This is a genomic window from Nocardia cyriacigeorgica GUH-2, assembly GCF_000284035.1.
GTDB lineage: Bacteria > Actinomycetota > Actinomycetes > Mycobacteriales > Mycobacteriaceae > Nocardia > Nocardia cyriacigeorgica_B.
This window is the reverse complement of record NC_016887.1, coordinates 523,643-544,401: the sequence shown is the minus strand read 5'-3', so window position 1 is coordinate 544,401 and position 20,759 is coordinate 523,643. Positions and strand designations below refer to the sequence as shown.

Sequence of the window (20,759 nt, the reverse complement as noted above, 5' to 3'; positions counted from 1 at the left end):
GCCTATGTAATAATATTCGGGTGCAGCAGAGCGACCTGGTTTCCGCGGAGGACATCGTCGTCGATCTCGTGGTCAACGCCGCTCGGCTGACTCGGCTGGCCGGGGTGATCAGTGGGGACGATCTGCCACCGCGTGCGGAGCTGCGGGCACTGTCGGTGCTCGACGAGCACGGGGAACTCCGGGTCAGCGAATTCGCCCGCATCGATCGATGTTCACAACCGGCGGCAACGGCGCTGATCGGCAAGCTGGTCGCGGACGGATACGCCACCCGAGCCAAGGACCCGGACGATGCCCGGGCCGTGGTCGTCGCCCTCACCCCGGCCGGACGAAACCGGCTGGCCGAATCCCGCCGAGCCTTCGGGACCGCGCTCGCCGCGCGACTGCCCGGCTACGACACCGACCGACTGATCCGGCTGGAGGCCGAACTCACCGAACTGCTGGACGCGCTCAAGGCCACCGACGAGGCGTCCCGGCACTGACCGACACCGAGGGAATCCGTGATGACAACCATGACAACGACGCACAGCGCCGCGTCCGCGACACCGGAAAAGACCAAGCAACCCAAGGCGGTATGGGCCGTCGCCTTCGCCAGCGTCATCGCGTTCATGGGTATCGGCCTGGTCGACCCGATCCTCAAGCCGATCGGTGAGCAGCTGCACGCCTCGCCGTCGCAGGTGTCGCTGCTGTTCACCAGCTACATGCTGGTCACCGGTGTGGCCATGCTGATCACGGGTGTGGTGTCGAGCCGGTTCGGCGCGAAGAAGACGCTGCTGGCCGGCCTGGCCATCATCGTGGTGTTCGCGGCACTGGCCGGTATGTCGAACACGGTCGAGCAGATCGTCGGGTTCCGCGCCGGCTGGGGCCTGGGTAACGCGCTGTTCATCGCGACGGCGCTGGCCACCATCGTCGGTGCGGCCAGCGGCGGCGTCGCCCGCGCCATCATCCTGTACGAGGCGGCACTCGGCATCGGCATCGCGACCGGACCGCTGGTCGGCGGCCTGCTGGGCGGAATCAGCTGGCGCGGACCGTTCTTCGGCGTCTCGGTGCTGATGGCGGTCGCGTTCATCTCGCTGGTGGTGCTGCTGCCGGAAGCCCCGAAACCGGCCAAGGCGACCTCGATCACCGCGCCGTTCAAGGCGCTGCGCCACCGCGGCCTGCTGACGGTGAGCCTGACCGCGCTGTTCTACAACTTCGGCTTCTTCACCCTGCTCGCCTACACCCCGTTCCCGCTGGATATGGGCACCTACGCGATCGGGTTCATCTTCTTCGGCTGGGGCCTGATGCTGGCGGTGGCGTCGGTGTACTTCGCCCCGGTCTTACAACGCCGCTTCGGCACCCTGCCGATGATGGGCCTGGCGCTGGCCTTGTTCGCCGCCGATCTCGCGATGATGGCCGTATTCGCCGAGCACAAGCCCGTGCTGATCGTCGGCGTCGTGCTCGCCGGCCTGTTCCTCGGCGTGAACAACACGCTGATCACCGAGGCCGTGATGATCTCCGCCCCGGTGGAACGCTCCACCGCGTCGGCCGCCTACAGCTTCGTCCGCTTCGCCGGCGGCGCCGCGGCCCCGTGGCTGGCGGGCAAGCTCGGCGAGCACAACACCGCCCTGCCGTTCTGGGTGGGCGCGGCCTGCACCGCCGTCGCCGTGCTGGTCCTACTCGGCGGACGGTCCGCACTGGCCCACATCGACGACCACGATCCCGCACCGCACAGCGTCGAAGAGGCGCAAGCGATCACCATCGGCGACTGACGCCCTCGGCTCGCCCGACCCACCGGCCCCGCCCACCCGGCGGGGCCGGTTCGCGCAGTGGGCCGGATCAACCGCATCGGTCTCGATGCGGCTCGAGCAATCGGCGTAACGTCGACAGATATGACCGAAGCGCAGCGGGAACAGGTCAGGATCGAGCCGTGTCACAAGCGGGTGCGGGTGTATGTCGGCGGCAAGCTGGTTGCCGATACCACTCGGCCGTCCCTGGTCTGGGAGATCCCCTACTACCCCACCTACTACATTCCGGTCGCCGATCTACGCGCGAAACTCGAGCCCAACGGCAGTGTCCGCGAGTCCATCCACCGCGGTGAGGGCACCGGTTACGACGTGGTCGTCGACGGTGCGATCGTGCCCGGCGCCGCGACGCGCTACCTGAACACACCGGAGCTGAGCGAGCTGGTGCGGCTGGACTGGAACGCGATGGACGAATGGTTCGAAGAGGACGAGCCGATCTACGTCCACCCGCGCGACCCGTACTCCCGCGTCGACATCCTGAGCAGTTCGCGCCATATCCGCGTCGAAGTCGACGGCGTCACCGTCGCCGATTCGACGGCACCGCGCATCCTGTTCGAAACCGGCCTGCCCGCACGGTATTACCTGCCGCTGACCGATGTCCGGATGGATCTGCTGCACCCGTCCGACACCCACAGCCGCTGCCCGTACAAGGGCACCGCCGACTACTGGAACATCCGCATCGGCGATACCGAGCACCGCGACCTGGTGTGGATCTATCGCACCCCGGTCGCGGAGAGCCAGAAGATCGCGGGCCTGGCCTGCTTCTACAACGAGAAGGTCGATATCTACCTCGACGGGGAGTTGCAGGAGCGGCCGCAGACCCCGTTCAGCTGAGCGGACGCCGGACACAAAAACCCGGTCGCCCAGCGACGAGGCGGCTACCGTCCACCGGCAACGACGGTGCTGCTGAGCGACGCCGGACACAACCGCGCCTGGTCGCCCGGCCACGAGGCAGTCAACCCGTCCACCGACGGCGACGGTGCTGCGGGGCACGGTAGGCGACGCGGAAACGAGGACGGGGCGAGGAGTAACTCTCCTCGCCCCGTCGCATCACCGACCACTACTCGGCGATGTCGATCACCCCTTCGTCGACCGCCCATTTGATGGTGCGTTCGAGATCGGCGCAGGATTCGGGCCGGCCCGGTCCGGCGCCTTCCTCGGCGAGTTTGGCGTAGACCGGGCAGTGGGCGGCGGGGTCACCGGTCCACTGGATCGAGGTCTGATGCGAACTGCTCTTGCGCACCAGCACCTCGCTCTGACAGGCGCGGCACCGCAGTGGAGTCAGCCCCTCCTCCAGGTACCGCGACTTGTCGACGACCGTCTGGGCGGCCACCGCGGCACGCCGCGCCGGCTGGTCGGCGAAGTCGGGTGCTTTCGCCCAGGTCGCGGTCATTACACACCCGCCTCCGCGGCGGCCGAATCGGCTTCGGCGGCTTCGGCCTCGCGCTTGCGCCGCAGGTTCTCGGCGACTTCGGCCTCCCAGGCCTCGTTGGCCTTGGTGGTGTCGACCTCGAACTCGAAGCGCTGGGTCATCTTCTCGGTGACGTCGGCGACGTCGACGTAGAACTGCTCGTACCAGCGGCGCAGCTGGTAGACCGGCCCGTCTTCCTCGCACAGCAGCGGGTTGTCGACCTTGGACTTGTGCTTCCAGATCTCCACGTCCTGCAGGAAGCCGTCGCCGAAGAAGGTGGTCATGCTCTTGGCGAGCTTGGCCGCCGTGGCGTCGTCGAGGCCCTTGGGCTTTTCGACACTCAGGCCCCATTGCAGCACGAACGAGTCGTGGTCGACCGGATAATGGCAGTTGATCAGATTGACCGTGATCTCGTACCCGCCGTAGATGTTGACCAGCGGGTTGATCATGTAGGACGGGCCGAAGTACGACGCTTCCGACTTCAGCAGGTTGTCCCCGCCGTACTTGGCCGCGATCCCGACATCCGGGCGGCCCTTGGTCTCCAGGAACTGGGTCGCGACGTGACCTTCGAAGACGTTCTTGAAGTAGGTCGGGAAGGCGAAGTGGATGTAGAAGAAGTGCGCCATGTCGACCACGTTGTCGATGATCTCGCGGCAGTTGGCGCCCTCGATCAGCAGCGAGTTCCAGGTCCACTCGGTCCAGTCGGGGTTCAGTTCCTCGACCGGGTTGCCGCCGGCGTCGGTGTAGGGGCCCTTGATGTAGGGGATGGTGACTTCCGGCGGCGGCGGGTTGCCCTCGTGGTCGTGCCAGACGAACAGCTGGCCGTTGCGCTCGAGAGTGGTCCACTTGCGGGTCCGGGCCAGCGGCGGCACTCGACGCGCGTACGGGATCGAGGTGCATTTGCCGCTGGCACCCCAGCGCCAGTCGTGGAAGGGGCAGGCGATGTCGTCGCCCTTGATCTCGCCCATGCTCAGGTCGCCGCCCATGTGCCGGCAGTAGGCGTCGAGCACCCGCAGTTCGCCTGCGGTATCGGCCCAGACGACGAGCTTGGTGCCGAACGCGTTGACCGAATGCGGCTTGCCGTCGCGGAACGTCTTGGCCAGACCCAGACAATGCCATCCCCGCGCGTAACGGGTGGGCGCCGAGCCGACATCCAGCTCTCTGACCTTCGCACCGCTCCCGGGTGGGGTATCTGCCATCGCGAATCCTCCTCCTTCTGTACTAGAACACGTTACAAAAATGTCGGGTTAGGCGCCAGCGATAGCGCCGACTTCCTGCGGATGCCGTGTCGAACGCGCTAATGAACACCAGTTCTCGACAGAAATAAGAACGTGTTCTAGTCTCAGAGACAAATGAGTACCGGTTACCAACCAAGGCAGGAGCAGGTCCGGAAATGACGCAAGAAGTGACCGAACGGGTCGACGCGCTGTTGCCGATGTTGCGCGAGCGCGCGCAAGAGGCCGAGGACCTGCGGCGGATCCCCGACGAAACGATGAAGGCGCTGCAGGAGACCGGCTTCTTCAAGCTGTTGCAGCCCAAGCAGTGGGGCGGGTACGCCGCCGATCCGGTGATCTTCTACGACTCCGTGCGCAAGCTCGCCAGCGCCTGCGGCTCCACCGGCTGGGTGGCCGGCATCATCGGCGTGCACAACTGGCACCTCGCGCTGTTCTCCCAGGAAGCCCAGCAGGAGGTGTGGGGCGAGGACACCGATGTGCGCATCTCCTCCTCCTACGCCCCGATGGGTGCGGGCACCGTGGTCGAGGGCGGCTACCGGGTCAGCGGCTCATGGGCCTGGTCCTCGGGCTCGGATCACGCCGACTGGACCTTCGTCGGCGGACCGGTCATCAAGGACGGGCGCCCGGTCGACTTCGGCAGCTTCCTGATCCCGCGCTCGGAATACCGCATCGACGACGTCTGGAACGTCGTCGGCCTGCGCGGCACCGGCTCCAACACCCTGGTCGTGGAGGATGTCTTCGTGCCGCGGCACCGGTTCCTCAGCTACAAGACCATGAACGACCTGGCCTCGCCCGGGCTCGAGCAGAACACCGACCCGGTGTACAAGATGCCGTGGGGCACCATCCATCCCACCACCATCTCCACCCCCATCGTCGGCATGGCCTACGGCGCCTACGAAGCGCACGTCGAGCATCAGGGCAAGCGGGTGCGCGCGGCCTACGCGGGCGAGAAGGCCAAGGACGATCCGTTCGCCAAGGTCCGCATCGCGGAAGCCTCCAGCGATATCGACGCCGCCTGGCGGCAGCTGTCGGGCAATGTCGCCGAGGAGTACGCGCATCTGCTGGCCGGCGAGGAGATCCCGTTCGATCTGCGCCTGCGCGCCCGCCGCGACCAGGTGCGCGCCACCGGTCGCGCGATCGCCTCGATCGACAAGCTGTTCGAGAGCTCCGGCGCCACCGCACTGGCCAACGGCACGCCGCTGCAACGGTTCTGGCGCGACGCGCACGCGGGCCGCGTGCACGCCGCCAACGATCCGGAGCGGGCCTACATGGTGTACGGCGCGGGCGAATTCGGGCTGCCCGTCACCGACACCATGGTGTGACGACCACAGGAGACATCGTGACCTCGACCGTGGAACTCACCTACGAATCCACATCCCGGTTCGCCCAGGTGCGGCCGGATCTGAAACTGCACTACCACGAGGCAGGCGTCGGCAACGGCCCGACGATCGTGCTGCTGCACGGCGGCGGGCCCGGCGCCTCGTCGTGGTCGAACTTCTCCCGCAATATCCCGGTGCTGGCGCAGAACTTCCACGTCATCGCCGTGGACCAGCCCGGATACGGCAAGTCCGACAAGCCGACCGAGCATCCGCAGTACTTCGTGCACAGTGCCTCGGCGTTGAAGGATCTGCTCGACACCCTCGGCATCACCGATCGGGTGCATCTGCTGGGCAATTCGCTCGGCGGCGGCACCTCGGTGCGGTTCGCGCTCGACTATCCGGACCGCGCGGGCAAGCTCATTCTGATGGGCCCGGGCGGGCTGAGCACCAACCTGTTCGCGCCCGATCCCACCGAGGGTGTGCGGCTGCTGTCGAAGTTCACCTATGAGCCGACGCGCGAGAACATCGAGGCGTTCATCCGGATCATGGTGTTCGATCAGTCGCTGGTCACCGATGAGCTGATCGACGAGCGGTTCGCCGCGGCCGGCACTCCGGAGTCGCTGGCAGCGATGAAGGCGATGGGCAAATCGTTCGCCAGTGCCGATTTCGAGAAGGGCATGCTCTGGCGCGACGCCTACAAGCTGCGTCAGCCGGTGCTGCTGATCTGGGGCCGGGAGGACCGGGTCAACCCCCTCGACGGCGCGCTGGTGGCGTTGAAGCAGATCCCGCGCGCGCAGCTGCACGTGTTCGGCGGCTGCGGGCACTGGGCCCAGCTGGAGAAGTTCGCTGAATTCAACCGGCTCGCCACCGATTTCCTGAACGGGGTGAAATAGCCATGGGCATTCGCGCACTCGGTTATATGCGCATCGAGGCCACCGATATGGCGGCCTGGCGCGAGTACGGCCTGAAGGTGCTCGGCATGATGGAGGCGCCGGGCCCCAACCCGGACAACCTCTACCTGCGGATGGACGATTTCCCGGCCCGGCTGGTGATCGTTCCGGGCGAGAAGGACCGCTTGCAGGTCTCCGGCTGGGAAGTCACCGACGCGCCCGCGCTGCAAGAGCTGCGCGAGACGTTGTCCGCGGCCGGGGTGCCGTTCAAGGAGGCCACCAAGGAGGAGCTCGCCGAGCGCCGGGTCGAGAACATGATCCGGTTCGACGATCCCTCCGGTAATACCCTCGAGGCGTTCCACGGGGCGCAGTACCTCGCGCGCCGGTTCGTCAGCCCGTACGGGCACAAATTCGTCACCGAAGAGCAGGGCCTCGGGCATGTGGTGCTGACCTGCACCGACGACGCCGCCGCGCAAGCGTTCTACCAGGACGTGCTCGGCTTCCGGTTGCGTGACTCGATGCGCCTGCCCCCGCAGATGGTGGGCCGGCCGGCCGACGGCGATCCCGCGTGGCTGCGGTTCTACGGCTGCAACCCGCGTCACCACTCGCTGGCGTTCCTGCCGCTGCCCAACTCCACCGGCATCGTCCATCTCATGCTCGAGGTGGAGAACTCCGACGATGTGGGCCTGTGCCTGGATCGCGCGATGCGCAAGAAGGTGAAGATGTCGGCCACCCTCGGGCGCCACATCAACGACAAGATGCTGTCGTTCTACATGAAGACGCCCGGCGGATTCGATGTCGAATTCGGTTGCGAGGGTTTGGAAGTCGACGATCACTCGTGGATCGCCCGGGAATCCACCGCGGTCTCGCTGTGGGGCCACGACTTCACGGTTGGGATGAAATAGCGATGAGTGACGGGGCGGAAGTGACCACGCAGGAATACCCGGAGATCGACGGGCGCCAGTTCCGGAATGTGCTGGGGCAGTTCTGCACCGGCATCACCGTCATCACCACCATGGATGACGAGGGCGCGCCGATCGGGTTCGCCTGCCAGTCGTTCGCCGCCCTGTCCCTCGACCCGCCGCTGGTGCTGTTCTGCCCGACCAAGGGCTCGCGGTCCTGGGCCGCGATCGAACGCAACGGACGTTTCTGCGCCAACGTCCTCGCCGAAGAACAGCAGCAACTGTGCGCCCGCTTCGGTTCCCGCGAACCCGACAAGTTCGCCGGAACCAGCTGGCACACCTCGGATCTGGAGCTACCGCTCCTGGACGACGCCCTGGCCACCATCCAGTGCTCGGTGGACCGCGTCGTCGACGGCGGCGATCACCACATCGTGATCGGCCGAGTGCTGGCCCTGTCGGAGTCGACCACCTCCGGCAGGCCGCTGTTGTTCTACCGCGGCCAGTACACCGCCATCGAACCGGAGAAGACGGTGCCGGCGCCGTGGCGGGCGGATCTGGAGCATTTCTTGACCACGACCACGTTGGATACCTGGTTGTAGGTCCACGACCACGCGGAACCGTTCCGCGTCCAGCCCGGCCGGACTCGCAGCAACCGGCCGGGCTTTGTCGTGTTCGGGGGATCGCTCGCACGATGCCGAAATAAGTGCTCAGTTGTTGAGCACTTATCGGCGGAGGATGGGTTCACCAGCGAACGACGGACCCGGGAGACGACATGAACGACACCGTGCTGACCTGCACCGACGCCGACGAGTGGGAATCCTGGCTGGCCGCGAATCACGATCGCGCGACGGAGGTCTGGGTGAAGATCGCCAAGAAGGGCGCGCCGGACACCACGATCACGCTGAGCGAGGCGCTCGACGGTGCGCTCTGCTACGGGTGGATCGACAGCGTTCGGCGCGGCTTCGACGAGCATCATTACGTCCAGCGGTATTCGCCGCGCCGGCCGCGCAGTCCCTGGTCACAGGTCAATGTGGCGAAGGTGGAGGCCTTGCTGGCGGCGGGGCGGATGCGGGCGCCCGGGCTGGCGGCGGTCGAGGCGGCGCGGGCGGATGGGCGATGGGAGGCGGCCTACGCTGCGCAGCGCGACGCGACCGTTCCCGATGATCTCGCACGAGCATTGGACCGGGAGCCGGCAGCACGGAAACGATTCGATGCCCTGGATCGCACCGGGCAATACGCGCTGCTGCTGCGGTTGATGAAATGCCGGACGCAAGCACAGCGCGACAATCAGTTGCGGCGGATCATGACGGAGCTCGGCGCAAGCAGCTGAGCCGGGGCTACCGTGAGTATCGACCTCGTGCTGAACCGACCCGGGAGGCGTAGTGCGCATCATCGTCCGCGCGTTGCTGGTTGTGCTGGCGCTCGCCTGCGGACCGGCGGTGCTGATTCCCGGCGCGGCCGCCGCACCCGCCCTCGATGACGTCACCGCTCGCCGCATCGATGAACTGCTGGCGGTGCGGGCCGGTGCGGCCACGCAGAGCAAGGGCGAGTTGATCGAGCTGCTGTCGCGGCAGTTCCTCGGGACGCCGTACGGGGCGAACATGCTCATCGGTTCGGCGATCGAACCCGAACAGCTGGTGGTCGACTTCCGCCGCGTCGACTGCTTCACCTACCTCGACTACGTCGAAGCGCTCAGCCGTTCCACCACCCGCGACGAGTTCCTCACCAACCTGATCCAGACCCGCTACACCGGCGGACGCGTCGAATTCACCCACCGCAAACACTTCTTCACCGACTGGGCGCACACCGACCGCACCGCCGCCACCGACATCACTGCATCCCTCACCCCCGCGGCGGTCACCACGACCAAACGCCTCAACGCGAAGGCCGACGGCACCCCCTACCTCCCCGGCCTCCCGGTGGTCGACCGCCCCATCACGCACATCCCCAGCTCCGCCGTCGACCAAAGCGTCATCGCCAACCTCCGCACCGGCGACTACATCGGCGCCTACACCGACCAACCCGGCCTCGACGTCACCCATGTCGGCATCTTCGTCTCCACCCCGAACGGCCCCGTCTTCCGCAACGCCTCATCCCTGGCCGCCGACAACAAGGTCGTCGACACCCCCTTCCTCGACTACGTCCGCTCGACGCCGGGGATCCTCGTGCTCCGGCAGAGATAGCGTTCGCAATATCCGCACCTCAATCGGTTCACCGCGGATCCCGAGATCTGCCATGGCAACCCGGTCCTGCGCTTGCCCACAGGCCATCCCTTGAATATTCTGTATATCTGAGCTGAATATCTCATATATCGAGGTGGACATGTCCAAGCTTCTGATCGACGTCGACGACCAAGCGCTCGCCGAAGCACAACAGCTTCTCGGCACAGCAACCAAGAAAGACACCGTGAACGCTGCGCTGGTCGAGATTGCGCAGCGGCTCAAGCGTGTCAAAGCACTGAATGAGCTAACCGAGATGGCCGAGCAGGGCGACTTCGACATGCTGCTCGACAAGGACGCATACCGGCGGTGATCAGCTACCTCATCGATACTTCGGCAGCGGCGCGTCTGCTCATCAATCCGACGGTCCGGAAAGCGTGGCACGAGACCGTGACAGCAGGTGTGGTCGCGCTGTGCGATCCCGTCGAGCTCGAGCTGCTGTTCACCGCCCGATCACTGGCCGACCGATTACGGAAGAAGGAAATTCTGGTCGAGTTGTTCGGCTGGGCCGCGACCCCGGACAACGCGTGGTCGCGAGCCCATCAAGTACAACAGCTTCTCACCGAACACGGCCACCATCGCAGCGCAGGCGTAGCCGACCTGCTGATCGCGGCCACCGCCGAGGCGAACAAGCTGACGATCCTGCACTATGACCGCGATTTTGAGACCGTCGCCAAGGCTACTGGTCAACCGACCCAATGGATTGCCCCGCCTGGCACCATCGCCTGAGAGGGGCATGACACGGTCGGCGATGCCGAGGCGACCGCCACCGCCGACACCACAACGCGAACGGGCCGCGAACGACAGGGGTTGGATCGTTCGCGGCCCGGTGCGGCGGGGTCAGGCGGTGACTGGCGCCTGTTCCCGCTGGAGTTCCAGCGCAATGTCGATGAGCTGGTCTTCCTGTCCGCCGACGAGCTTGCGCTTGCCTGCGCGGACGAGCATTTCGGCGGCCGAGACTCCGTAGCGTTCGGCCTGGCGTTCGGCGTGGCGCAGGAAGCTGGAGTAGACGCCCGCGTAGCCCATCATCAGGGACTGGCGGTCGAGCAGGCATTCGTGCGGCATGGCCGGGCGGACGACGTCTTCGGCGGCGTCGGCGATGGCGAAGAAGTCGATGCCGGTCTTGATGTCGAGCTTGTCGCAGACGCCGACGAGGGCTTCGACGGGGGTGTTGCCGGCGCCGGCGCCGAAGCGGCGGGCGCTGCCGTCGATCTGGGTGGCGCCCGCGCGGATGGCGTAGATCGAGTTCGCGACGGCGAGGTCGAGGTTCTCGTGGCCGTGGAAGCCGACCTGGGCGTCGTTGCCCAGTTCGGCGACCAGCGCGGAGACCCGGTCGGCGACCTGCTCGAGCACGAGCGCACCGGCCGAGTCCACCACGTACACGCACTGGCAGCCGGCGTCGGCCATGATCCTGGCCTGCTTGGCCAGCGCTTCCGGCGGCTGGGTGTGCGACATCATCAGGAAGCCGACGGTTTCCAGGCCCAGGTCGCGGGCGAGCCCGAAGTGCTGGATGGAGACGTCGGCCTCGGTGCAGTGGGTGGCGATGCGGCAGATGCTCGCGCCGTTGTCCTGGGAGATCTTGATGTCTTCCTTGACGCCGACGCCGGGCAGCATGAGCACCGCGATCTTGGCCTGCTTCGCGGTCTCTGCCGCGATGGTGATCAGTTCCTGCTCAGGGGTTTTGGAGAACCCGTAGTTGAACGAGGAACCACCGAGCCCGTCACCGTGGGTGACCTCGATGACCGGCACGCCTGCACCGTCGAGCGCGGTGACGATATCGCGTACTTCGGTGGCGGTGAACTGGTGGCGCTTGTGATGGGAACCGTCACGCAGCGAGGTGTCGGTGACCCGAATGTCGAGTTCAGCGGAAAAAGCCATGGGAAACGCTCCTTACACCCGTGCCGAGGCGATCTGCTTGGCCATGACCTCGCCGACCCTGGTGGCGGCGGCGGTCATGATGTCGAGGTTGCCCGCGTAGGGCGGCAGGAAGTCGCCCGCGCCTTCGACCTCGACGAAGACCGAGACCTTCGCCATGCCGCCGGACACCACCGACGGCTCGTCGAACTGGGGCTCGTTGAGCAGCCGGTAACCGGGCACGTACTGCTGGATGTCGGCGACCATCCGGTGGATGGAGTCGGCGATCGCGTCGGTGTCGGCGTCGTCGGGGATGGCGCAGAAGATGGTGTCGCGCATGATCATCGGCGGTTCGGCCGGGTTCAGGATGATGATGGCCTTACCGCGTTCGGCGCCGCCGATGGTCTGCACGCCACGGCTGGTGGTCTTAGTGAATTCGTCGATATTGGCGCGCGTGCCGGGCCCGGCACTCACCGACGACACCGACGCCACGATTTCCGCGTAGGGCACCGGAACCACGCGCGAGACGGCCGCGACGATCGGAATGGTCGCCTGCCCACCGCAGGTGATCATGTTGACGTTCGGCGCATCGATGTTGGCACCCAGGTTCACCGGCGGAACCACGGCGGGCCCGACGGCGGCCGGGGTGAGGTCGACGGCGCGAATCCCCTTCTCCGCGTACTTCGGCGCCGCATCGCGGTGCACGTACGCCGAGGTGGCTTCGAAGACCATGTCGGGCAGTTCGGACTGGCCGAGCAGCCAGTCCACACCCTCGTGCGAGGTCTCCAGCCCCAGCCCGCGGGCGCGCTTGAGGCCTTCGCTGTCGGGATCGATGCCGATCATCCAGCGCGGCTCGATGTGCTCGGAGCGGAGCAGTTTGTACAGCAGATCGGTGCTGATGTTGCCGGACCCGACGATCGCGGCGGTGACGGTCCCTTCGGACACGACGTACCTCCTACGTGAATTGCAAACGGACAGAACCGAGTCCGGCGAACTCGGCATGGAAAGCATCTCCGGGACGCGCGTCGATGGCGCGCGTGCAGGAACCGGGCAGGACCACATCGCCCGCCTTCAACCGCACTCCGAAGCTCGCGACCTTGCGGGCCAGCCACGCCACCGCGATGACGGGATCGCCGAGCACCGCATCGCTGCGGCCTTCGGCGATGACCTCACCGTTGCGGGTGAGCACCGCGTCGATTGCCTTGATGTCGATATCCTTCGGCGCGACCCGCTCCTTGCCGAGCACGAACCCGGCCGAGGAGGCGTTGTCGGAGATGGTGTCGGCCAGGCCGATGTTCCAGTCCTTGATCCGCGAGTCGATGAGCTCGATGGACGGCGCGTAGGCGACGGTCGCGGCGAGCACGTCGTCTTCGGTGCAGTCTTCGCCGGGCAGGTCGGCGCCGAGGATGAACCCGACCTCGACCTCCACGCGGGGGAACAGGTAGCGATCGGCCTCGACCGGAACGTCTTCGTAGACTTCCATTTCCGCGAGCAGATGCCCGTAGTCGGGTTCGTCGACGCCCATCATCTCCTGCATCGCCTTCGACGACAGGCCCACCTTGTGCCCGACCACCCGGGCGCCGGTGTCGAGCCTGCGCCGGATATTGATCAGCTGGATCTCGTAGGCGTCGACGACGTCGATATCGGGATACCGGGCGACCAGCGGGTCGATGGCGACCCGGTCGCGTTCGGCGCGCTCGAGTTCGTCGGCCAGTTGCGTTCGTACCGCATCGGACAGCACGTCAGTGTTCCTTTCTCTGATGAGCGGATTCCTCCGCGGTTACGTTTCGCCGCTGCCACGTCGCGGTTGCCCTCGGCTGCCGGCTCGGGGCCGATCGCCGCTGCCACTTGGCGGTTGCCGGCTGCCATCTCGGAGCCGCGGCGGTTGCGGCCGGCCGGCACCTCCGCGGCCGGCACGGCAGAGCGCTGCTCCGCTGCCGTCGCCGGCGATCGACCTCGGGACCACGCTCGCTTGTCACCAAAGCTCGCCCGCTCATGAGGGGCTCCTTTCCGCCGTCGCCGGATCGCGCTGCGCGGTGCGCACACCGGCCGCCGACCGGCCCGCGCGACGTCCGGAGAACACGCAGTCGGCCAGCGACAGCCCGCTGACGTAGGAGTCCGAGCAGATCCCGACGGCGGTGCGGCCGGCCGCGTACAGGCCCGGGATATCGGTCCCGTCGGTGGACCGCACAGCGCCGGTCTCCTCGTCGACGACCACGCCGCCGAGGGTGAGCATCGGGCAGGGATTGATCACGCTCGGCCGGATCGAGACGTTGAGCAGCCAGAACGGGCCGGTGCGCAGTGGGGTGGTGTACTCGGCCGGTTTGCCGACCGGGTCGGGTGCGCCGGTGTCGATCGCATGGTTGTAGGCGTCGACGGTGGCGCGCAGTCCGGCGGGATCGATGCCGGCCTTGGCCGCGACCTGTTCGATGGTGGCGCCGCGTTTGGCGCTGCGCCGCAACGGTTCGAACTGAGCGCGCTGGAACCAGGTGCCCTGGGCGCCGATCTGGCCGATGGCGGTGCGCATCATCGGTTCGTCGGCGAGCAGCCAGCCGATGCCGCCGTGCTCGTTGACCAGCTTGTTGCCGACGGCGGCGCCGTAGCGGGTTTCGTCGATGACGCGGCGGCCCTGTCCGTCGACCAGGATGGCGCCGGTGAACACGCTCGGCGGCAGCAGGAATCGCCAGGCCGAGACATTGCCCATCCGGTCGGTGGCCGCGCCGACGCGCTGCGCGAGCGTGATGCCGCTGCCGTCGTCGCCGGTGGTGCCCAGCGCCATGCCGCCCTTGTAGGCGGGGGCGTGCTCGGCGACCATCGCGCGGTTGGCGATGAAACCGCCCGCGCTGACGATCACGCCGCGCCGGGCCAGCACCCGGATGGTGGTGCGGTAACGCTCGTCCATCTTGGCCAGCTGCTTCTCCAGCGCCTTGCGCAGCGGCGGGTAGTAGATGCCGGGCTTGGCGGCGAGCTTGGCCATGCGGGTGTAGCGGTCGCGGATGCGGCCGGGCGCCTCGCGCAGGGTGCGGCATTCGACGCCGATGACGGCACCGGTGGCATCGGTGATGAGGTCGGTGACCTGGGTGAGCGTCTCGACCCGGACCCCGGCGCGCGAGGCGGCGGCCGTCAGCGGGCCGGACAGCTGCTTGCCGGACACACCGCGCCCGTGCACTCGATGGCCGCGCTGAGCTGCGGGGATGTCGGAGAACGCGCCGGAGATCTCGCTGCCGGAGTAGTAGAGGTAGTAGTCGTCGTTGGGGTAGGAGGTCTTGTACGGGCACAGCGAGGCCTCGAACGGGACGCCGTGGCCCTTCAGCCAATCGATCATCGCGGGGCTCTCGTCCACGAATCGCCGCAGCGTCTCCGGGCGCACCGCATCGCCCACCTCGCGTTCGAGGTAGGCCAGCATCGCCTCGGGAGTGTCGTGCACACCGGCTTCACGCTGCACGGAGGTACCGCCTCCGGCGTAGATGATCCCGCCCGACAACGCCGTCGCGCCGCCGCCGGTGAACCGTTCCAGCACCAGCACCTGCGCCCCGTCGGCCGCCGCTTCCAGCGCCGCACATGCACCGGCCGCCCCGAAACCGACGACGACCACGTCGGCGGTCAGGTCCCAATCGAGGCTCATGTACTCCACTCCGGTTCCGCTCCACTTCGGAACTCGCCACTAAACTGGAACGAGTTTCCTTGACGACAAGACTGCTGCGTTTACCCCTGATTAGCAAGGTATACGCACCAAGCAATGGATTAACAACCGAACATTCTATAACGTGTTCTACATGACTGATCGGGAATACGATGTGGTGGTGGTCGGTAGTGGCGCCGCCGGAATGACCGCCGCCCTGACGGCCGCCCATCACGGGCTCAGCGTGGTGGTCCTGGAAAAGGCCGCACACTACGGTGGATCCACCGCTCGCTCCGGTGGTGGAGTGTGGGTTCCCGGGAACAAGGCACTGCTGGCCTCGGGCCGGCCGGACGACCGCGAGCAGGCGCGCAAGTACCTGCACAGCATCATCGGCGACGTGGTGCCGAAGGAGCGGATCGACACCTACATCGATCGCGGGCCGGAAGCGCTGGACTTCGTGCTCGATCACACCCCGCTGAAGCTGAAGTGGGTTCCGGGCTACTCCGACTACTACCCCGAGGCGCCGGGCGGTAAGGGTGAGGGCCGCTCGTGCGAACCCCGCCCGTTCAACGCAATGGTGCTCGGCGAGGAGCGGTTCAACCTGGAACCGCCGTACGCCAAGGCACCGCTGAACGTCGCCGTCATGCAGGAAGACTTCGTGCGGCTGAACCTGATCAAGCGCCACCCCAAGGGCATGATGCGCGCGATGCGCGTGGGCGCGCGCACCTACTGGGCCAAGTTCACCCGCAAGCATCTGCTGGTCATGGGCCAGGCGATCATGGCCGCGATGCGCAAGGGGCTCATGGACGCGAACGTCCCGCTGCTGCTGAACACCCCGATGACCAAGCTCGTGGTGACCGACGGCGTCGTCACCGGCGTCGAGGCGCTGCACGAGGGCAAGACCGTCACCTTCACTGCGCGCCACGGCGTCGTCCTCGGCAGTGGCGGTTTCGAGCACAACGCCGAGATGCGCACGAAGTACCAGCGCCAGCCCATCACCACCGAGTGGACCACGGGCGCGGCGGCCAACACCGGTGACGGCATCGTCGCCGGTATGGACGCGGGCGCGGCGATCGGCTTCATGGAGGATGCCTGGTGGGGTCCGACGGTCTTCAAGGGCGGCAAGCCGTGGTTCGCGCTGGCCGAACGGAATCTGCCCGGCGCCATCATGGTGAACGCCGACGGTAAGCGTTTCGGTAATGAGTCCGCTCCTTACGTCGAGGCTGTGCACACCATGTACGGCGGCGAATACGGTCAGGGTGAGGGTCCGGGCGAGAACATCCCCGCCTGGCTGGTGTTCGACCAGCGCTATCGGAACCGCTACATCTTCGCCGGGCTGCAGCCCGGCCAGCGGTTCCCGTCCCGCTGGATGGAAAACGATTTCATCGTCAAGGCCGACACCATCGAGGAGCTGGCCGAGAAGCTGGGCGTGCCCGTCGACAACCTGACCGCCACCGTCGCGCGGTTCAACACCTTCGCCGAATCCGGCAAGGACGAGGACTTCGGCCGCGGCGACAGCCACTACGACCGCTACTACGGCGACCCGACGGTCAAGCCCAACCCGTGCCTTGCGGCGCTGGTCCAGGGGCCGTTCTACGCGGCCAAGATCGTGCCGGGTGATCTGGGGACCAAGGGTGGTCTGGTGGCGGATACGGCCGGGCGGGTGCTGCGTGAGGACGGCACGCCGATCGAGGGGTTGTATGCCTCGGGTAACTGCTCGACGCCGGTGATGGGGCATACCTATGCCGGGCCGGGCGCGACCATCGGGCCCGCGATCACCTTCGGGTACCTGGCGGTGCTGGATATTGCCGAGCGGAAGAAGGCGGAGGCTGCGGAAGCGTCGGCTGAGGCGTAATGACGGGCGGGTGGGGTCTCGGCTGGTGCGGGCACGGCGTTCGGCCCTCGCCCTCGGAAACCCTGCCCGTATTCGGCCGGCTCGCGAGTTCCGGGCGAAGCGCGCGTCCCACGAAGCGGGCGATCCGGTGCCGTTGCGCGCTCCCGCTCGGCACGATGACGGAGACGGCGGCACCCATTCGTCCACAATCATGCACAAGGAGAACTGATGCCCATCGATCCGAAGATCGCGCTCGGCGCCGAACTGCCGAGCCGGGAGTTCGCGTGGACCGCGTCCGACGTCCAGCTGTATCAGCTCGGCCTCGGCGCGGGCGCGCGCTGGACCGATCCCGCCGAACTGCGCTACCTCGACGACCGCACCCCGCAGGTGCTGCCGACGTTCGCGACCGTCGCGCAGACTCTGCACGAGACCGAGCCGCCGAAGGTCAGCTTCCCCGGCATCGACATCGATCTGGCGAAAGTGGTGCACGGCCACCAGGAGATCGAGGTGCATCGCCCCATCCCCGCCGCGGGTAAGGCGACCAGCACCGGCCGGATCAGCGAGATCTGGGACAAGGGTTCGGCGGCGGTCGTGGTGCAGGAACACACCATCACCGGTTCCGACGGCGCCCCGTTGTGGACGGCCCGCTCCTCCATCTTCGCCAAGGGCGAGGGCGGTTTCGGCGGCGAACGCGGCCCGAGCACGAAGTCCGAATTGCCGGATCGTGCACCGGATTTCGACGTAACCACGCCGACGCTGCCGCAGCAGGCCCTGCTCTACCGGATGCTCGGCGACCGCAACCCGCTGCACTCCGACCCCGAATTCGCCCGCGCCGCAGGCTTCCCCAACCCGATCCTGCACGGCCTGTGCACCTACGGCATCGTCTGCAAGACGGCGACCGACACGGTGCTCGATTCGGATGCCTCCCGCGTCACCGGATTCCGGGCCCGCTTCGCCGGCGTGCTGTACCCCGGCGAAACCATCCGCACCCGAATCTGGCGCGGTGAAGGTGAGCTGATCATCGGCGCGAGCGTGGTGGAGCGCGATAACGCACCGGTGCTCGCCGATGTGCGGTTGACGTTCCAGGGCTGATCTTTTCGCCTCCGAGCCACCGGTGTCGTATTGCGCGGCGCCGGTGGCTTTCTCGTTCGCGCTAGGGTCCGGCGCGAATCGAGAACAGGCTCGCGGTGCCGCAGTGGGTTCGGCTGCTCGGCGGGGTGCCGGCGAGGGCGGCCAGAGCCGGGTCGGACAACTCGGGCCAGTCATCCTGGTCGGTGATCCGCGGCTCGTCGACCTGGGTGAGACCATCGGTGTCGAGCTCGTGCCACATGTCGGTGGACATGACGACCAACGCGATCCGCACGCCCGGGTCGGCATGCAGGCGCCAGGACATGGATGTGCGATCGGTCAGCACCAGGACGAGGGGGCGTTGGGTCGCGTGCAGGTAGACGTCAGCCGCGCTGGGTGCGGATTCGTCGGCTCGATTGATGCTGATCGCGTGCACGTCGGCGAATCGGTCCGAATGTGAGGTCTTCTCCTCCGACACTGTTGACGCGCAATCGTGCACCACCACCGGATAATGCCCTGCCGGTAGCGGTGGCTCGGGTTGCGGCGGCGGCAACGCAGCCCAGTCCGGTTCAGGCGGTTGGCATGCGCACGGCGCGGGTGCGGAGAAGCATGCGGTCGCGACGATCCCGACGAGCGCCGCGATCACCATCGACCGTGCCCGCCGGGCCATTTCCCCTGTGTGTGCCACCGGTTCCTCCCATCCCCGTCGGCACTACCGAGCGTAGCCAGTGGTCGATGCCGTTGCCAGGGTTGCGCGACTTATCCGGAGATAGGCGCGACATTCCGGGGCGACGCGCCGAGAGTGTGCCTCCGTCATCCGAATTCGGGCCGCATCCGGTGGAACCGCGGCCCGGTTGGCTGCGTCTAAGAGGGCGTAGGTATGTTTTGGCCCGGCCGGGCGGAGTGAAGGGTTCTGGGGTGGGTATCGAGATTCCCGAGGCGTTGCAGTGGGCCGCGAAGTACGTCGTCGGGGCCGGTGACTGGCCCGAGGGCGATGAGACCGCCATGCGGCGCATGGCCGACGCCTACAACACCGCCGCCACCACCCTCGACGACCTCGGCGACGATGCCCAACGCCAGGTCAACCAGCTGCTGGCTGCTTTAGATGGGCAGAGCGCTGATGCGATCGAGGCGTTCTGGAAGAAACTCGGCAACGATGACGGGGCGTTGTCGGCGTTGACAAACCGATGGCTCATGGGTCTGGATGGGTTCAGTGCCGTACTACCTCCGCCACTACGGCGTGCCTCCTGAGCCGGACCTTCTCAATCACATACGGGCCAGCGATTATGTTGTTCCACCGATCTCCAACGAGGTCCAGCAAGCCGCACGCGAACAAGTCAGCCCGAAATAGCTGCGTCTAGACAGGATTACGCCAATTGCTCCACCCCGAGAACGATTTGAACACCCTCGTTGCCCGGTTCCGGGAGATCACCGAACGAGCACCATGGGTCCTCGAACTCCTGCCCGGTCTCACCGACGCCGAACTCAACACATTCCCACTGCCGGTCCCGGAACCCGAACGGGATCTTCTGCAGCGGTTCCGCGGGTTCGTGCTCACGATCGATCCGGGCGGCTCCTACCGAATGTTCTTCGGCCCGGGTTCAACAGTGGATCCAGGTGACCCGGGCCCGAAGGAACCCGAGCATACGCCGTTGCTCTCTGGGCAGTTCAGCAACATCTGGCATACGGTCCCTGGCGACCTCGCGATCCTGCTCCATACCAACGATGCGGCCGAACGCTTCTATGTCGATGTCGATGCGAGTTCCGGGCGTTGGGGTGGGGTGTTCGGCGACTCACCCGACTACGGCGGCTCCTGCGAGATGAGCTTCCTGGCTCGATCGGTTATCGATTGGTGGAATGAGATCGCGAAGTCCCTGCTCGTTGAAATCAATAACGGACGAATTCTGCAAGATCGTTACGATTACCAAATCGACGATGACGAGCAATGTGGATGCTCCACACCCTGTTCATGCGATTTCGAGGACCTGGGCAGTTTTTTGGACAACAATCCAGCATTTTCGAACTCCTATGCACCTTGGAGCGGAAACGTCCCGGTCATTGGATACGTCGAAGGTAAGCAGGCCCGCCACCTGTTCGACCGCGCAACGCTCGACCAAATCGGCAATTTGCCAGATGACAGTTGCCATCTGTTCGACCTCCGGGCAGTGCACCCTCCTGTGCGGCTGTACCGGTCGACAAAGTCGGTCCGATTGCTGCGACGCGGAGGTGGCGCATTTGCGATCAGCGCCTCTGATTCAACCCTGGACCGACACAACCCGTGATCGAAGCGGCATGTATCCGAACCAACGGGACATTATGAATGGTGATGGTTTTCGTCGTCGAACGTCGCCGGACTCGTCGTGCACATCCTGATACGGCTGGCACTGCTACTCCTCCCCTTACCCAGTGTCGCTGCTCCCGAGCGGGCCTACGCCTTGCACCGTCGCACCGCCGGGGTGTCAGTATGGCCGGATCGCGTACGCAAGGCGGGCGTTGGGGCCGGCTGTCGGGCTCAATTGATCAACTTCCTACTTGAATCGGTCGGCCGGAGGGAGCGGCATAGCCAGGGCGGCGTAATCGCCCGGTTCGGGGGCCGGTAACAACTACCCTGAACGATGTGACCC

At 66.5% G+C, this 20,759-nt stretch carries 22 protein-coding genes; 15 read left to right on the top strand and 7 right to left on the bottom strand.

The genetic code is table 11. The features are described from left to right. Positions 1 to 20: 20 nt before the first annotated feature. The 3 genes from NOCYR_RS02575 to NOCYR_RS02565 all read left to right on the top strand — a co-directional run bounded on the left by NOCYR_RS02575 (position 21) and on the right by NOCYR_RS02565 (position 2,615). A complete protein-coding gene (locus tag NOCYR_RS02575) occupies positions 21 to 479 on the top strand; it encodes a MarR family winged helix-turn-helix transcriptional regulator (protein WP_014348799.1) in 459 nt (152 codons plus the stop codon). A gap of 21 nt (positions 480 to 500) precedes the next feature. Then, the gene (locus NOCYR_RS02570; protein WP_048832669.1) at positions 501 to 1,748 is read left to right on the top strand and encodes an MFS transporter; all 1,248 of its coding nucleotides are present in this window, start codon (positions 501 to 503) and stop codon (positions 1,746 to 1,748) included. Positions 1,749 to 1,868: 120 nt separating this feature from the next. After that, positions 1,869 to 2,615, top strand: a complete 747-nt coding sequence (locus tag NOCYR_RS02565; RefSeq protein WP_014348797.1) for a DUF427 domain-containing protein — start codon at positions 1,869 to 1,871, stop codon at positions 2,613 to 2,615. A gap of 226 nt (positions 2,616 to 2,841) precedes the next feature. Here NOCYR_RS02565 and NOCYR_RS02560 read toward each other — a convergent pair whose 3' ends face one another. Continuing rightward, on the bottom strand, positions 2,842 to 3,174 hold the full coding sequence (locus tag NOCYR_RS02560) for a hypothetical protein (protein ID WP_014348796.1): 333 nt from the start codon (positions 3,172 to 3,174) through the stop codon (positions 2,842 to 2,844). Continuing rightward, positions 3,174 to 4,391: a Rieske 2Fe-2S domain-containing protein gene (locus tag NOCYR_RS02555; protein WP_014348795.1), complete on the bottom strand. Its 1,218-nt coding sequence runs from the start codon at positions 4,389 to 4,391 to the stop codon at positions 3,174 to 3,176. Before NOCYR_RS02555 ends, NOCYR_RS02560 begins: the two co-directional genes overlap by 1 nt. A 194-nt stretch (positions 4,392 to 4,585) precedes the next feature. On the opposite strand from NOCYR_RS02555, the gene hsaA reads away from it, so the two are divergent. From hsaA to NOCYR_RS02515, 8 genes are all read left to right on the top strand, one after another. Continuing rightward, complete coding sequence (gene hsaA / locus NOCYR_RS02550; RefSeq protein WP_014348794.1) at positions 4,586 to 5,749, top strand: 3-hydroxy-9,10-secoandrosta-1,3,5(10)-triene-9,17-dione monooxygenase oxygenase subunit; 1,164 nt, start codon at positions 4,586 to 4,588, stop codon at positions 5,747 to 5,749. Positions 5,750 to 5,766: 17 nt separating this feature from the next. Further along, entirely contained in the window at positions 5,767 to 6,639 is an 873-nt protein-coding gene (hsaD, locus tag NOCYR_RS02545) for a 4,5:9,10-diseco-3-hydroxy-5,9,17-trioxoandrosta-1(10),2-diene-4-oate hydrolase (protein WP_014348793.1), read from the top strand. Positions 6,640 to 6,641: 2 nt separating this feature from the next. Next, positions 6,642 to 7,541 (top strand): iron-dependent extradiol dioxygenase HsaC, encoded by a 900-nt coding sequence (gene hsaC, locus NOCYR_RS02540; protein WP_014348792.1) that lies wholly within the window; start codon positions 6,642 to 6,644, stop codon positions 7,539 to 7,541. A gap of 2 nt (positions 7,542 to 7,543) precedes the next feature. Next, complete coding sequence (gene hsaB / locus NOCYR_RS02535; RefSeq protein ID WP_014348791.1) at positions 7,544 to 8,137, top strand: 3-hydroxy-9,10-secoandrosta-1,3,5(10)-triene-9,17-dione monooxygenase reductase subunit; 594 nt, start codon at positions 7,544 to 7,546, stop codon at positions 8,135 to 8,137. A 173-nt stretch (positions 8,138 to 8,310) separates the two neighbouring features. Continuing rightward, on the top strand, positions 8,311 to 8,868 hold the full coding sequence (locus tag NOCYR_RS02530; protein WP_014348790.1) for a YdeI/OmpD-associated family protein: 558 nt from the start codon (positions 8,311 to 8,313) through the stop codon (positions 8,866 to 8,868). A gap of 52 nt (positions 8,869 to 8,920) precedes the next feature. Further along, positions 8,921 to 9,721, top strand: a complete 801-nt coding sequence (locus NOCYR_RS02525) for a DUF1460 domain-containing protein (RefSeq protein ID WP_014348789.1) — start codon at positions 8,921 to 8,923, stop codon at positions 9,719 to 9,721. A gap of 139 nt (positions 9,722 to 9,860) precedes the next feature. Beyond that, positions 9,861 to 10,070: a type II toxin-antitoxin system VapB family antitoxin gene (locus NOCYR_RS02520; protein ID WP_014348788.1), complete on the top strand. Its 210-nt coding sequence runs from the start codon at positions 9,861 to 9,863 to the stop codon at positions 10,068 to 10,070. Beyond that, the gene (locus tag NOCYR_RS02515) at positions 10,067 to 10,486 is read left to right on the top strand and encodes a PIN domain nuclease (protein WP_014348787.1); all 420 of its coding nucleotides are present in this window, start codon (positions 10,067 to 10,069) and stop codon (positions 10,484 to 10,486) included. Before NOCYR_RS02520 ends, NOCYR_RS02515 begins: the two co-directional genes overlap by 4 nt. 111 nt (positions 10,487 to 10,597) lie before the next feature. Here the strand turns inward: NOCYR_RS02515 and dmpG are convergent, their stop codons facing one another. The 4 genes from dmpG to NOCYR_RS02495 all read right to left on the bottom strand — a co-directional run bounded on the left by dmpG (position 10,598) and on the right by NOCYR_RS02495 (position 15,236). Further along, a complete protein-coding gene (gene dmpG, locus NOCYR_RS02510; protein ID WP_014348786.1) occupies positions 10,598 to 11,635 on the bottom strand; it encodes a 4-hydroxy-2-oxovalerate aldolase in 1,038 nt (345 codons plus the stop codon). A 12-nt stretch (positions 11,636 to 11,647) separates the two neighbouring features. Continuing rightward, positions 11,648 to 12,556 carry an acetaldehyde dehydrogenase (acetylating) gene (locus tag NOCYR_RS02505; RefSeq protein WP_014348785.1) on the bottom strand — a complete coding sequence of 303 codons (909 nt, stop codon included), beginning with the start codon at positions 12,554 to 12,556 and terminating at the stop codon, positions 11,648 to 11,650. A gap of 10 nt (positions 12,557 to 12,566) precedes the next feature. Continuing rightward, positions 12,567 to 13,352: a 2-keto-4-pentenoate hydratase gene (locus NOCYR_RS02500; protein WP_014348784.1), complete on the bottom strand. Its 786-nt coding sequence runs from the start codon at positions 13,350 to 13,352 to the stop codon at positions 12,567 to 12,569. A 252-nt stretch (positions 13,353 to 13,604) separates the two neighbouring features. After that, positions 13,605 to 15,236 carry an FAD-binding protein gene (locus tag NOCYR_RS02495; protein ID WP_048833868.1) on the bottom strand — a complete coding sequence of 544 codons (1,632 nt, stop codon included), beginning with the start codon at positions 15,234 to 15,236 and terminating at the stop codon, positions 13,605 to 13,607. A 142-nt stretch (positions 15,237 to 15,378) separates the two neighbouring features. Between NOCYR_RS02495 and kstD the strand changes: the two genes are divergently transcribed. Further along, positions 15,379 to 17,088: a 3-oxosteroid 1-dehydrogenase gene (kstD, locus tag NOCYR_RS02490; protein ID WP_048832665.1), complete on the top strand. Its 1,710-nt coding sequence runs from the start codon at positions 15,379 to 15,381 to the stop codon at positions 17,086 to 17,088. 207 nt (positions 17,089 to 17,295) lie between these two features. After that, entirely contained in the window at positions 17,296 to 18,159 is an 864-nt protein-coding gene (locus NOCYR_RS02485) for a MaoC/PaaZ C-terminal domain-containing protein (protein WP_014348781.1), read from the top strand. Between the two features lie 61 nt (positions 18,160 to 18,220). On the opposite strand, the gene NOCYR_RS02480 is transcribed toward NOCYR_RS02485, so the two are convergent. Further along, positions 18,221 to 18,637, bottom strand: coding sequence for a hypothetical protein (locus NOCYR_RS02480; protein WP_148280511.1), 417 nt, complete (start codon positions 18,635 to 18,637; stop codon positions 18,221 to 18,223). 416 nt (positions 18,638 to 19,053) lie between these two features. Between NOCYR_RS02480 and NOCYR_RS02475 the strand changes: the two genes are divergently transcribed. Together NOCYR_RS02475 and NOCYR_RS02470 are read left to right on the top strand one after the other, a co-directional pair. Continuing rightward, positions 19,054 to 19,386, top strand: coding sequence for a WXG100 family type VII secretion target (locus tag NOCYR_RS02475; RefSeq protein WP_014348779.1), 333 nt, complete (start codon positions 19,054 to 19,056; stop codon positions 19,384 to 19,386). Between the two features lie 125 nt (positions 19,387 to 19,511). Then, the gene (locus tag NOCYR_RS02470; protein WP_014348778.1) at positions 19,512 to 20,417 is read left to right on the top strand and encodes a hypothetical protein; all 906 of its coding nucleotides are present in this window, start codon (positions 19,512 to 19,514) and stop codon (positions 20,415 to 20,417) included. The last annotated feature ends 342 nt before the right edge of the window (positions 20,418 to 20,759 follow it).